Annotated in this window: 9 protein-coding genes; 3 read left to right on the top strand and 6 right to left on the bottom strand. The window is 72.7% G+C overall.

Features of this window, described 5'->3' with window-relative positions:
* Nucleotides 1-322: 322 nt before the first annotated feature.
* The 3 genes from I6A81_RS05135 to I6A81_RS05145 all read right to left on the bottom strand — a co-directional run bounded on the left by I6A81_RS05135 (nt 323) and on the right by I6A81_RS05145 (nt 4,423).
* Nucleotides 323-1,012 (bottom strand): hypothetical protein, encoded by a 690-nt coding sequence (locus tag I6A81_RS05135; RefSeq protein WP_203001892.1) that lies wholly within the window; start codon nt 1,010-1,012, stop codon nt 323-325.
* A gap of 126 nt (nt 1,013-1,138) precedes the next feature.
* A complete protein-coding gene (locus I6A81_RS05140) occupies nt 1,139-3,358 on the bottom strand; it encodes an acyl-CoA dehydrogenase (RefSeq protein WP_203001891.1) in 2,220 nt (739 codons plus the stop codon).
* A gap of 39 nt (nt 3,359-3,397) precedes the next feature.
* Nucleotides 3,398-4,423: an MBL fold metallo-hydrolase gene (locus tag I6A81_RS05145; protein ID WP_203001890.1), complete on the bottom strand. Its 1,026-nt coding sequence runs from the start codon at nt 4,421-4,423 to the stop codon at nt 3,398-3,400.
* Between the two features lie 388 nt (nt 4,424-4,811).
* Between I6A81_RS05145 and I6A81_RS05150 the strand changes: the two genes are divergently transcribed.
* Nucleotides 4,812-5,699, top strand: coding sequence for a thioesterase family protein (locus tag I6A81_RS05150; RefSeq protein ID WP_307874485.1), 888 nt, complete (start codon nt 4,812-4,814; stop codon nt 5,697-5,699).
* Between the two features lie 57 nt (nt 5,700-5,756).
* On the opposite strand, the gene I6A81_RS05155 is transcribed toward I6A81_RS05150, so the two are convergent.
* Both I6A81_RS05155 and yczR read right to left on the bottom strand, forming a co-directional pair.
* Nucleotides 5,757-6,764, bottom strand: coding sequence for a ferritin family protein (locus tag I6A81_RS05155; protein ID WP_203001888.1), 1,008 nt, complete (start codon nt 6,762-6,764; stop codon nt 5,757-5,759).
* 204 nt (nt 6,765-6,968) lie between these two features.
* A complete protein-coding gene (gene yczR / locus I6A81_RS05160; RefSeq protein WP_203001887.1) occupies nt 6,969-8,402 on the bottom strand; it encodes a MocR-like transcription factor YczR in 1,434 nt (477 codons plus the stop codon).
* 44 nt (nt 8,403-8,446) lie between these two features.
* On the opposite strand from yczR, the gene yczE reads away from it, so the two are divergent.
* A complete protein-coding gene (gene yczE / locus I6A81_RS05165; RefSeq protein ID WP_203001886.1) occupies nt 8,447-9,268 on the top strand; it encodes a membrane protein YczE in 822 nt (273 codons plus the stop codon).
* 312 nt (nt 9,269-9,580) lie between these two features.
* Entirely contained in the window at nt 9,581-9,997 is a 417-nt protein-coding gene (locus I6A81_RS05170; RefSeq protein WP_203001885.1) for a DUF1801 domain-containing protein, read from the top strand.
* Nucleotides 9,998-10,120: 123 nt separating this feature from the next.
* On the opposite strand, the gene I6A81_RS05175 is transcribed toward I6A81_RS05170, so the two are convergent.
* The gene (locus I6A81_RS05175; protein WP_203001884.1) at nt 10,121-13,576 is read right to left on the bottom strand and encodes a DEAD/DEAH box helicase family protein; all 3,456 of its coding nucleotides are present in this window, start codon (nt 13,574-13,576) and stop codon (nt 10,121-10,123) included.
* Nucleotides 13,577-13,581 lie beyond the last annotated feature (5 nt).

The following is a 13,581-nucleotide window of genomic DNA, read 5'->3' on the forward strand; positions in this document are numbered from 1 at the left end:
CCTTTTTTTTTCCACCCAGCACCCGCCAAAGGCCATTTCTGCCTGGCTCGGCGACCGGGGCGGCCTGGCCGCGGCGGCCGCGGCGGGCCGGGCGCGCGTCGGCGCCGTCATCAGGTGGGAACTCCGGCGTCCCGGCCCGCGACGGCCGCGGGGTTGTCGGCAACGACCGCGAACCACTCGACGGGCTCGAAGCCTGTCATGGGCGCGAAGTCTAGATCGACATCTGTACACCGCGCGACCGGCTCGTCAGCTATCCGACAACTCGCGCCAGACCGGTCGCCGGGTCCGGTAGTCGGGTCCGGTAGTCGGGCGGTCGCGACGTTCAGGAACGCGGTTCTACATACGGATGGACGTAGAAGCCGTCGTAGAACGGGGTGAACCAGGCGTTGATCGGGGCGGCGGCCGGGTGGGCCCCATAGTCGATCACAGGTGAGGGCTGGTCGTAGAGGCGCAGGTGGGCGTTGTTCTCGAACGCCGTCTCCTCGAAGTACTGGTAGCGGGCGCGCGGATCGTCGTCGAGCCCGTAGTACTCCAGCAGGCCGGCCGCCTGCTCGACCAGCAGGTAGAGAGCCAGTTGCTCGGCCAGGCAGGCCATCGGGATCCAGTCGGGCTCGGCGAGCCGGCCCGTGACACTGACCGTCGCGACCAGGAGCTTCTTGGCGAAGTAGGCCGTGTAGTGATCGTCGTAGGCCGGGGGCAGCCGGTCCAGCGCGCCGAGCGAGTACCCCTTGGCCGCCGCGTCGTAGGCGGTCGCCGCTCCGGTCGTCAGCAGCGTGGCGATGTCGTCGACCAGGTGGTCGACGAGTGACGTGCAGGCGGTCACGAGCGCGCCGGCGGCGACCAGCGCCCGGTCGCCCTCGCTGTCGGGCGCCGGGTCGCGCGCCAGTCCCGGCCCGGCACCGTCGAGGGTGAAGGTGTCGACGTCGAAGGCGCGCAGCCCGCGCGCCGCCCGCCGCATCCGCGCCGCCGCCTCGGCCCGCGCGGCCGCGTCCACCGCGAGCTGCTGTCCCATGGTGATCTCCTCCCTCCGTCCGGGCACCGCGCGCCCCGCGGCCCACAACCCGGGGCCAACCATAGCCATTGCGACGAAACGGCGGTCCGGGTACGGGCCGGCGGGGCGGCGTCGCGTCGGGAAGGGCTACTTCAACAGCGGGTCCCGGGGCAGGCCGAGGATGCGCTCGGCGATCTGGTTGCGGGTGATCTCGGACGTGCCACCGGCGATCGTCATGCCCCGCCAGGCCAGCGCCGAGCGGGCCGCGAGCGCGCCAGGGCCCTCGAGGAACGCGACGTCGGGGCCGCCGAAGGCGAGGTTCAGCGCGGCCTGGGAGCCGACGTGCTCGGCCAGGGCCAGCTTGGTGACGTTGCCCTCCGGTCCCGGCTCGCCGCCGGCGACGGCGCGCACCGCGCGGCGCAGGTTGAGCTGGGCAAGGGCGAGGCCCTCGGCGACGTGGTGGCCGACCCGCTCGGCGGCCGCGGGGAACGCCGCGCCCCGCGTCCGGTAGAGCTCGAGGACGTCGCCGGACGGGAAGGCGCCGGCGACGCCGCCGCCGATGCTGACCCGCTCGTTGCCCAGGGTCGCGCGGGCCACCTTCCAGCCCTGGTTCGGCTCGCCGAGGACGTCGGCGTCGGGCACGAAGACGTCGGTGAGGAAGACCTCGTTGAAGCCGCTGTCACCGGTCGTCTGCCGCAGCGGGCGGACGTCGACGCCCGGGTGCGACATGTCGATCACCATCATGGTGACGCCGGCGTGCTTGGGGGCGGCGGGGTCGGTGCGGACGGTCGCGAGGCCCCGCTGGCAGTACTGCGCGAGGCTGGTCCAGACCTTCTGGCCGTTGACGACCCAGCCGCCGTCGACCTTCTCGGCCCTGGTGCGGATGCCGGCGGCGTCCGAGCCCGCGGCTGGCTCGGAGAACAGCTGGCACCACACCTCCTCCTTGGTCAGCGCCTTGCGCACGTACCGGTCGATCTGGTCGGCGGTGCCGTGCTGGACGAGGGTGAGGATGTTCCAGCCGGTGATCCCGTAGCTCGGGGGCTTCACGCCGGCAGCGGCGAACTCCTGGTCGATGACGAGCTGCAGGCCGGCGGAGGCCTCGAGCCCCCACGGCCTGGGCCAGTGCGGCTGGACGTAGCCGGTGTCGATCAGCCGCTCGAGCTGCTCCTTCTCGGGCAGGGCGGCCACTTCCTGGGCGAACGCGCGGATGCCGGCGCGCTGGGCCTCGATCTCGGCCGGCAGGTCCAGCGTCGCGGCGCGGCCCACCCCGGCCGCGCCCAGCCGGGTCACCTCGGCGGCGGCCGCGTCCGGGCTCAGCACCGCGACCAGCGTCGTCGCGCGGCGCAGCAGCAGGTGGGCGTCGTGTTCCCAGGTGTAGCCGATGCCGCCGTGGACCTGGATGGAAAGCGAGGCGTTGTCGGCGAACGCCGGGAGGGCGAGCGCGGCGGCGGACGCGGCGGCCAGCGCGAACTCGTCACCGCTCGCCTGGGCGGCGCGGGCCGCGTCCCAGACGGCGGCCGTCGCGAGCTCGGCGGCGACGAACATGTTCGCGAGGTGGTGCTTGACGGCCTGGAAGGTCCCGATCGGCCGGCCGAACTGCTCGCGGACCTTCGCGTAGCCGGTGGCGGTCTCGACGGCCTCCAGCGCGCCGCCGACGGCCTCCGCCGCGAAGACCGTCCTGGTCACCGCCTGGGCGGCCAGCCGGGCTCCCGGCAGGACCTCCGCGGGCACGACGCCGTCGAACCACAGCCGCGCCGAGCGGCGGGCCGGGTCCAGCGCCCTGGGGACCTCCACCGTCAGCCCCGGCGCGCCCGCCGGCACCACGACGACGTCGTCGCCGACGACCAGCGCGAACAGCGAGGCGAGCGCGCCGCCGAGCACCACTCCCCCGTCGCCGGACAACGTCCCGCTCTCGGACAGGGTGAGCTCGCCGCCCAGGCCGACCGCGGCCGTCGTCTCGCCGGCGGCCAGCCCCGGCAGGAGACGGGCCCGCTGGTCCGCGTCGCCGGCGGCGGCCAGCACCGCGGCGGCGGCGACGGTGGGCACGAACGGCCCGGGCGCGGCGGCCCGGCCCAGCTCCTCGACGACCACCACCAGCTCCGGCAGGCCCGCCCCGCCGCCGCCGTGCTCCTCGGGCAGGTGCACGCCGAGCAGCCCCAGGTCGGCGAACGCCTTCCAGAAGGTCGGCAGCGGCTCCGCTGTCACCTGGGGGGCCTCCACGAGCGCGGAGGAACCATTGTCGCGCTCGCTCCGGCCCCGGTCGGACTCCAGCAGCGCGCGGTTCGCGGCCCGCGCCTCGTTCGAGGCCAGGAAGGCCCGCGTCGTGCGGGCGAGCTCCCGATGTTCCTCACTGATCGCGATCGCCATACCGTGCCTCCTGGTCAGTTAGAATTTTGTTCTAACCGATTAGTCGACCAGAAGCTCCCAGGTCGGCGGATCGCCGGCCACCTCGCGCAGCACACCGCGGCGGGCCAGCGCCCGCAGGTGGGCCATGCCCTCGGCGAGCGCGGCCCGCTTCATGAAGCCCTCGACCTCGTGCCAGGGCCGCGACCAGGTCATCCGCTGGCAGATGTCCCAGGCCGTCGTGGCGCCGTCCCGGATCGCGCCGATCACCTCGGCGAAGCGCTGGTCGTGGTGGGCGCGCAGCTCCGCGAGCCGGCGGGACAGGTCCGGGATGCGGAACTCGTGCGCGGGCAGCACCTCGTCGGCCGGGTAGGCCTCGACCTTGTCCAGCGACGCCAGGAAGTCGCCCAGCGGGTCGGCGCCCTCGGCCGGGGAGAACGGGATGTTGGGGGTGATGCGCGGGAGCACGTGGTCGCCGGCGAGCAGCAGCTGGTTCGTGGGCTCCCAGAAGCACAGGTGGCCGGGCGAGTGGCCGGGCGTCCAGATGGCGCGCAGGTCCCAGCCGGGGACGTCGGGGCGCTCCCCGTCCTCGAGCAGGACGTCGGGCAGCGAGGGCGCCTGGATCGGGCCCATCGGCGGCAGGGCCCGGTTCATCGCCTCGATCTCGGCGGCCGGCATGCCGGCGCGGATCAGCAGCTTGTTCATGCCGTCGCGCAGGTCCGCCGGTTCCCGGGAGAAGAATTTGATCATCTCGGCGTCGGCGGGGTGCAGCGCGACCCAGGCCCCGGACTCGGCACGGATCCGTTCCGCGAGGCCGTAGTGGTCATGGTGCATGTGGGTCGCCAGCACGCCGCGGACGTCGCTGACCCGGTAGCCGGCGATCGCGAGACCGGCCGCGAGCGCGTCGTACGCCTCGGCCGTGTCCCAGCCCGCGTCGACGATGTAGCCACCGGCGTCGGTCTCGAAAAGGTAGACGAACACATGTCGCAGGCCGGCCGACGGCAGCGGGACCGGGATGCTCCACAGTCCCGGCCGAAGCCGCTCGACAGGCGGCAGATCCACGCTCGGCGGCTGCATCAGCGAGGTCATCGGGGTCCCCTCCGCGAGTTCGCGGTCCGGCCCGGCCGCCGGGCTCCGGCTCCGCTAGGCCGCCCGGACCCGAGACGAGCCCGCTCCGGCGGGCCCTCCGCCGGCCGATCCTGATATTGAATATGGTCACCGTACTCGTGCGTAAAGCCCGGGTGCCAGAGAACCGGAATTCAACCCTCCGCAACGGCACCTCCGGCGGGAACTGGTTGCGGGCCCACTAGCGGGGCCTGTACGACGGAATGAGGTTCCGTCAGCGCCCGAGACCAGGCGCTCAAGGAGGTGGCATGTCCGACGAGATGCCGGTCGATCGCCCGGTCACCCACGCCGAGGAGCGCCCGCTCGGCCGTGGCGCCGCATGACGGCCGCCGGTCCCACTCCCCCGGCCGCCGTGCCCGCGGAAACGGCGAGGCCCACCGACCCCGCCTCGATCCCGGAACAGGGCACTCAGGCACGCGAGCGCAAGGCGTACTTCCGACGGCTCGATGACGGGCGCTACGCACCCAACGACATCGCGGGTGGGGTCTGGGCCGCGAAGACCGTGAGCGGCCGGATCCTCGGCGGACTGGTCACCCATGTCCTGGAACAGGAGCAGTCGGCGCCGGGCTACCGGCTCGCGCGGCTGACCGTCGACATGTTCCGGGCGATCCCGATGGCGCCGCTGACCGTGACGACCGCCCTGGTCCGCGCTGGCGGGCGGATCCGGGTCGCCGACGCCCACCTGTCCCACGACGGGACGCTCATCGGCCGGGCGACGGCGGTGTTCCTGCGGCCGTCGACCAACGCGCCCGGCGAGATCTGGCGGCCCGACCGCGGCGAGTGGACCGCTCCCGAGCCGGGCGACCCGCGCCTCGCGGCAGGCACGGTCAACCCGCGCATCGAGGGCCTGCCCATGCTCGCGGGCGAGCGCCCCGACGGCCCGCTCGGACCGACCCGGGGCGTTCAGCGCGGCGGCATGTGGGTGCGCGAGTTGCACCCCGTCGTCGAGGGGATGCCGATGACCCCGCTCACGCGGGTGGGGCTGGTCGCCGACATGACGAGCGCGACCACCCACCGCGGCACCGGCGGCATCCAGTACATCAACACGGACTGGTCGCTGAACCTGGTCCGCGAGCCGGTCGGCGAGTTCCTCGGCGTGCTCGCGCGCGACCAGCACGCCGTCGACGGGGTCTCCTTCGGCCAGGCGACCATCCACGACGCCGCCGGCCTGCTCGGCACCTGCACGGTCACCGCGCTGGCCAACCCCGGCAGGGCCGACCCGACCCGCTTCCCCCGCTGACCGCGGCCTCCCCCGCCGAGCCGCCGGCCGCCGCCCCCGGCAGGCTGGCCGGCGTGGCTACGCGCCGGCCGCCGCCGCGGCGCCGGCGTGGACGCGGCCCGTCGCGGCGGCGACCGACCGGCTGACGATGTCGATGCCCGCCAGGCCGGGAAGGCGGCCGAGGACGCGGTCCAGGTCCGCGGCCGCCGCGCGGCCCGCCGCGTCGCCGAACAGGTAGGCGATCGTGTGGTCGGTCTCGGCGCGCGGGCGCACGCCACTGCCGACCGGCGACCACACGTGGTCCAGCGCCCAGCGGGTGATCGCGCGGGCGGCCGGGCTGCGCCCGAGGCGCAGCCGGGCCTGCGCGCGGTAGAAGGCGAAATGACGCCGCTCGTCCTTGGTGATCTCGGTGAGCAGCGCCCGGAGCACCGGGTGGCCGGTCTTCGCCGCCAGCCGGCGGTAGGCGGTCAGCGTGGACAGCTCGTTCACCGCGCCCCACGTCATGTGCAGCGCGACGAAGTCCCTCATCGCCGCGCTCGCCAGCGCCATGCCGAGGTGGGTCCCGAGGTCCCTGGCGGTGACCCGCCGCCGGATCATCCGGTTGCGGGCGATCCGCGACGGAAAGGGCGAGTCGCCCTGGACGAGCCCGCGGTCCGGCTCCGAGCGGTAACCCGCCTCCCCGAGGAAGCGGCTGAGCGCCTCGCCATGCCAGAGCTCCTCGTACGCCCAGCAGGACAGGAACGCGGTCACGTCGGGCTCGAGCGCCGCGCGGGTGGCGAGCAGGTCCCGCAGATAGATGATCGTGTGGCTCTCGATGTCCATCATGTAGGTGAGCGTCCGGGCCTCGTCCGGGGTCAGCTCGTGCGCGCGCACCTCGTCCCACGCCACGGCCGACAGGTCGAGCCTGCGCGACACCCGCAGGAACCGGTCGAGATCGAAAATGTCATCGCCGCCGTCGCCGTCCTTGCCCCGAAAGGGGGCGGCGCCCGGCCGGGGGTGAGCGCCGGACCCGGCCCGGACGCCCGGCCCGCCGGGCTCGAGGCCGCCGCCGCCGCCATCGCCATTGCCGCTGCTGGTCATCGCCATCGGTTCTGTCCGCCTGTTCGAACGTCGCCTACGCGGTCCCGGCAGCCGAGATGGCCCGCGGGAGTTCCGCGCCACTGGTGAACTCGCCCAACATTCGGCACCCGTCCGCCCCCGGATTGCGCCGTCGCGCGTCGCTCAACCGACATCCGGAGCCGTCCACGTCCGGTCGGCGCCCATGGCGCGCGTGCCGGCTCGGCCCCTGGGTCAGGCGACCATCACGCGGCGGCCCGGATGGGAGCTGGGCGGGGTGGAATCGGCCAGGCTCTTCCAGGCGTCCGCCAGGCGGGCCACGGCGAGTTCGAGCTCTTCGGGCGGCCGCGTCCAGGGAATGCGGACGAATCGGTTCAGTCCGCCACCCACCGAGAAGACCGGGCCCGGCGCGACGACGACCCCACGCTCCTCGGCGAGTTTCGCCAGCGCCGTGCCGGCCGGGCGGGGAAGCTCGCACCACAGCGCGAGCCCGCCGGCGGGCCGGACGAACCGCCAGTCGGGCAGCGCCGCCGCGACCGCCGCGCAGAGCGCGTCGCGCTGAGTCCGCAGCCGCGGCAGGTGCGCCGCCGCCACCGGGCCGGCGGCGATCAAGCGGGCCACGACGAGCTGCTCAAGGACCGGAACTCCCAGGTCCAGGGCGACCCGCGCCCGGGTGAGCCGCTCCAGGCACGCGTGCGGCGCCCGGATCCACCCGACCCGCAGCCCGCCCCAGAACGCCTTGCTCGCGCTTCCGATCGTCAGGGCGCCCGGCGCGAACGCGGCGAACGGCGGTGGCATCTCCTGCCCGTCGAGCGCGAGCGCCTGATGCGCCTCGTCAACCACCGGGACCGTGCCGGCGTGACCGAGATCCGCGGCCAGCGTCCGGCGCTGGGCAGCGGTCATCACACAGCCGGTCGGGTTCTGGAAGTCCGGCACCAGGAACATCAGGCTCGGGCTGGTCTGGCGCACGACCGCGCGGATCGCGTCGAGGTCCCAGCCATCCGGGTCGACCGGGGCCTCGACGAGCCGCGCGCCGCCGTCGCGCAGCGCCTGGGCCGCGTTGGGGTAGACAGGCGACTCGACGAGGACCCGGTCGCGGCGGGCGGCGAACGCCCGGGTGATGAGGGCGGCCGCGGACAGCGCCCCGGGGGTCACGACGATCTGCTCCGGGTCGGTGGGCAGGCCCCGCCGGTCGTAGGAGCGGGCGATCGCGGCCTGCAGGTCGGGCAGGCCCGCCGGGAAGTAGCCGTGGCCACAGAGGTACGCCGGCAGGTCGGCCACCGCGTCGGCGTAGGCGGGGGCGATCTCGGGCGGGGCGGACGTCGCGGCGCAGTTCAGGTCGATCATCTCGCGCTCGCCGGCCCACGGCACCAGCACCCGGTCGTGCACGCGGGACCGCCCGCCGGGCACCGCCGCGTAGGTTCCCGCCCCCTGCCGGGCCGTTGCGTAACCGGCGTCGCGCAGCGCGGTGTAGGCCCGGGCCACGGTGGTGCGGGAGACCTGGAGCGCGGCGGTGAGGTCCCGCTCGCTGGGCAGGCGGGCGCCGAGCGGGATCCGGCCGTCCCCGATGAGCAGCACCAACGCGTCGGCGAGGCCCGCGTACGCGGGCGCCCGGTCGAAGCCGGCCACGAGCGCGGCCACCCGTCCCGCCGAGATGGACTGGTCCATGCAGGCCACTTTCTCACGATTGGACCTTTAGAAGAAGGCCAATCGTGGATGACGCTCGCCGGGTGACCATCTCGCTCCCCACCCAGCCGCCCACAGGCCAGCAGCCCACAGGCCAGCCGTCCGGCGCCCAGCCGTCCGGCGCGCGGCGGCCCGCCGCCCGGCGGCCCGCCGCCAGGCCGCCCGACGCGTCGCTCGTCGACCTCGGCCCGATCGCCCAGCTTCGCGCCGGTCGGCTCGGCCGCCGCCTGCCACAGCTGTACATCGGCCTGGTCCTCTACGGCGTCTCCCTGGCCCTCATGATCCGGGGCAGGCTCGGGCTCGCGCCCTGGGACGTGCTGCATGTCGGCCTGACCCACCACATCCCGCTGACCGTCGGCCAGATCCTCACCGTGGTCGCGTTCGTCGTGCTGATCGCCTGGATCCCGCTGCGGGAGCGCCCCGGCCTCGGCACGCTCTCGAACGCGGTCGTGCTCGGCCTCGCCACCGACGCCACCCTCGCCCTGCTCGACAGCCCCGGCGACCTGGCGGCCCGGGTCGCGCTGACGGCGGGCGGCATCGCGCTGTGCGCCCTGGCGACCGCCATGTACATCGGCGCCCAGCTCGGCCGCGGCCCCCGCGACGGCCTGATGACCGGGCTGCACCGCCGGACCGGCTGGTCGATCCGGCTGGTCCGGACCGGCATCGAGGTGGCCGTCCTGCTGCTCGGCCTCGCCCTCGGCGGCTCCGCCGGCCTCGGCACCGTCGCCTTCGCCCTGGCCATCGGCCCGCTCACCCAGGCGATGCTCCCCTTCTGGACGGTCCGCCTGGACACCAACCAGACCAGCCCCAGCCAGACCAGCCCCAGCCAGGCCGGCGGCACCAGCTAGTGCCATGCGCTGGCAAGGCGACCCCGTTCTGGTCACACCCGGCTCAGTCCCGCGCTCGCCTTCCCCACCCGTCTCCCCCCGGCATGATCGCGACTCGCGGACGCCGGCGTCCAGAACCAGCTCATACCCCGTGGTCGTGACCTGGCCGGATTCCGTGACCACGGGGTATGCCTCGACACGAGGCACGTCCCGCGGGCACCTGTCCCGCGCGGGACCCGGGGCTCGCGAGGGCTGGGGGGATGGGGTCTGGCGTGGCGATGGGCCGTCGCTCGGCTGGCCTGTGCCGCTGGATCGCGGATCTACACTGCCGGCATGGCTGAGCTGAAGACCCAGCGCAACGACGGCGACGTCCAGGCCTTCCTGTCGGCCGTCGAGGATGAGCGCCGGCGCGGCGACGCCCAGCGGCTCTGCGCGATCATGGCTGAGGTGACCGGCGACGCGCCGGTGATGTGGGGAACGAACATCATCGGCTTTGGCCACTACCAGTACACATACGCCAACGGCCGATCCAACGACTGGTTCACGGTCGGCTTCGCGCCACGCAAGCAGAACCTGGCGATCTATCTGGCAGGCGGATTCGACGAGCACGCCGACCTGCTCGGCCGGCTCGGGAAGTACACGACGGGGAAGTCCTGCCTGTATGTGAAATCGCTCGCGGCGGTCGATCTCGACGTGCTGCGCGAGCTGGTCGCCCGTTCGCACGCGTCAGCGGGATCCGCCGCGAACTGAGGGCCGCTCCCCCGCCCGCAGACAGGGGCAGCGGCGAGCGGACCGGCGAACACCGTCGTGGCGCCGGCCGCCACGACGCGGACGTCCGGCGGGCCGGCGTCGGCGAGACGCCGGCCTGTGAACTCACATGGCCTGCGGGTGAGGTACGGCGGTGGCCCGTACCTCGTTGAGGACGGCGGCGATGGTGTCGATCTCAGGCTCGGTGAAGAGCTTCTCGGGTCCACTGGCTGCCAGCCTGGTGAACGGCGAACCGTACAGGTGGCCGACGTCGAGCAAACCGCGGCGGGCGAGAACGTCGACGATCATGCTCAGGAAATGGAGCTGGTTCGCGGTCAGGGTGCGGCCTGCCTGGAAGCGGTCGAACGCGCGGGCCGCCGCCTCGCGGTCGAGGCCGGTGAGGGAGCGCAGGAACAGGCCCAGCCCCTCGTGCTTGGCCGCCGCCTGGCTGATGTCCTCCTCCGTGCCAAGGCCGGCCTCGAGGAAGACCTTCTCCAACTCGCCAAGATCGGCCGTCGTGATCTGGCGGTTGCGGCGCAGCTTCTGGACGGCGAGCTGGTTCTCGTGGCTGCGCAGGTAGGTGCGGATCTTCTTCTCGAAGTCCTCGCCGAGCGGCTGCCAGCTGATCCCGCCCTCGCTGAGCTCGCCAAGTTCGTCCTCGAAGTCGGTGTAGACGACGTTGCGCTTGCTCTTCTCGATCAGCCGGATGAGGCCGCGCAGCCGGCGCCGCACCGTCTCCAGCATGGGCAGGGTGACGTCCTGCCACCAGGTGTCGGTCGTCAGCTCCTCAAGCAGCTCCTCCTGGTCCTTGACGGCCGGGATCGTGGTCTGCCCGAGCAGCGCGGTGGCGATCTCCCGGACCCGCGCCCGCATCGTGGTGAACCCCGGCTCTGCACCGAGGCAGGCCAGTTGCAGCCGCAGGATCAGCAGGTCGAAACGCTTGGCCTCCTCGCCCGCGGGGTCGTCCTTGTGGGCGGTGGGTAGCCCGGCCAGCCTCTCAAGATCGGCATGTACGGCCGGAGTGATCGCCTTCCAGCGGTCCGGCGCGGAGAACGCCTCAACTTGCTCCCGGCGGGGCCTTACGAGGAAGTTCTCGGGGTTCATCCCCGCGACCTGCTCGCGCATCCGGCGAGCCAGATCGGCGCGCAGTCCGGCATCGTCGGTGACCGGCTCTGTGGCATTGCCCGATCCCGCCGGGGCGCCGGCCGCCGTACCGAGCTTCTCGTCCAGCCTGAGCAGCAGATCCGCGCGCCGCTGGAAGATCCGCTGGCCGAGCGACGGCGGGAGCGCCTGCTCGACGACCGGCATGTTCTGGTTGAAGTAGTCGACGTTCTGGCACAGGTCGAAGACGAGGAACTCCGACTTGTCCCGGCCCGGGCCGAACAGGTCGGGGCACAGCCGGGTGCCTCGGCCGATCATCTGGGTGAACTTGATCCTCGACCGGATCAGCTTGAAAAACACCAGGTTGACGACCTCGGGCACGTCGATGCCGGTGTCGAGCATGTCCACCGAGATCGCGATGTGCGGGGCCTTCGCCGGGTCCGAGAAGCTGTCGATCAGGCTTTGCGCGTACGCGGTCTGATGCGTGATCACGCGTGCGAACTCGCCCTGGTGCTCCGGGTAGTTCTTGTCGAAGCGCTCGGCGATGAACTTGGCGTGGTCCTGGTTCTTCGCGAAGATGATCGTCTTGCCGATCCGGTCGCCGGCCGCGACCCGCAGGCCGCGGGTCATCAGGACCTCGAGGGCCTTGTCGACGGTGTCCGCGTTGAAGAGGAACGTGTTCAGCTCCTCCGAGCTGACCTCGTTCGGCACGCTGCCGTCCTCGCTCCACTCGGCGTCGTCCCACGCCTCCTTCTCCTCGTCGGAGAGCTGGTCGTACCGGATGCCGTGGCGCTGGAACTTCAGCGGCACGTCGACGGCGCGCGGCGGGACGAGGTAGCCCTCCTCGACGGCGTCCTTGAGGTCGTAGGCGTCGGTGGGCACGCGGTTGACGAGGCCGAACATCTCGTACGTGTTGCGGTGGATCTCTCCGCGCGGGGTGGCGGTGAGGCCGACCAGGAGCGCGTCGAAGTAGTCGAAGATCGCCCGGTACTTCTGGAAGATCGACCGGTGTGCCTCGTCGACGACGACCAGGTCGAAGTAGCCCGGGCCGAACCGGCGCCGCCCATCGGGGCCCGTGTCGTTGATCATGTTCATCATCGTCGGGTAGGTGCTGACGTACACCTGGCCGGGCTGGTCCTTCTCCTCCAGCAGGTTGACCGCCGTCATCCCCGGCAGATGCTCCTTGAAGGCGTTCGTGGCCTGCCTGACGAGTGCCTGCCGGTCGGCCAGGAACAGCACCCGCTTCACCCAGTTCGCGCGGGCCAGCAGGTCGACGAGCGCCACGACGGTACGGGTCTTGCCCGAGCCGGTGGCCATCACGAGCAGTGCCCCGCGCTGCTTCTCCGTGAACGCCTCGCCGATCCGCCGGATCGCCCGCGACTGGTAGCTGCGGTTGACGATGTCCTCGGTGATCGTCTCGGTCGCGAGCACCCCGCGCATAGCCCGGCGCAGGACGAGCAGGCGCAGCTCGTCCTTGGTGTAGAAGCCCTGGACCTCGCGGGGCGGGTAGCCGACGGCCGAGTGGTCGTCCCAGAGCCAGGTCGTGTAGCCGTTCGTGTAGAAGATCACCGGGCGCTGGCCGGTGGCCTTCTCCAGGCAGTTCGCGTACAGCTTCGCCTGCTGCTGACCGGTGATGGCGTCCTTCGACGTGCGCTTGGCCTCGACCAGGCCGAGCGGCTTGCCGTCGTCGTCCCACAGCACGTAGTCGACCTTGCCCGCGCCGCTCTTGTTGGCCGGGGTGATGGGCATGCCGGTGACCGGGAACTCACGGTCGCGCTCCTGGCCGAGCGGCCAGCCGGCCTCCTTGAGCAGCAGGTCGATGATGTGGGCCCGGGTCTCGGCCTCGTCGTAGTCGTGGGTGTCCGGCCGGGCCTCGTTCGCCGCCTTGGCCGCCGCCAGGGCGGCCCGCAGTTCCTCGATCTCGGCCGCGAGCTGGGCGCTGTGCTCCCGCTCCTGGGCCAGCTTCTCCGCCTCCGCGGCCTGCTGAGCGACGAACTGCTCCTCCTGCTTCTTCAGCGCGGCCATCGTCTGCTGGCGCACGTCGACCCGGCGAGGAATCAGGTTCGGGTCGAAGGTGAGCCCGTCCGCCGGCAGGTTCGCCTGGTCGCGGGTGTAGGTGCGCGCGATCCAGTACAGGACGTGGAACAGCTCGGCGAGCGAGCGAACCGCGTCCTTCTCGAACACCGGCGTCTTGTGGTGCACGGCCACGTTGCCCTGCTTGCGGATCAGGTCCATCTTGACCCGCCGCGTCTGCCCGACCAGCTTCACCATCGTCGGCTCGGCGATCAGCGCCGCCAGTTCGGACCTGTAGGGCTGCCGGAGCGACGTGTCGACGTCGTAGAGCCAGCGGACCGCCAGTTCCAGCGTGCGCCGGGCGTAGAAGCACGACGCCCGCGGGTCCACCAGCGCGTTCCGCTCGGCCTGCCCGGCCTCCTTGAACAGCTCCGGCCACTCGACCTGCAGAAACGCGAAGTTGCCCACGCCCA

This window comes from Frankia nepalensis (assembly GCF_016786325.1).
Taxonomy (GTDB): domain Bacteria; phylum Actinomycetota; class Actinomycetes; order Frankiales; family Frankiaceae; genus Pseudofrankia; species Pseudofrankia nepalensis.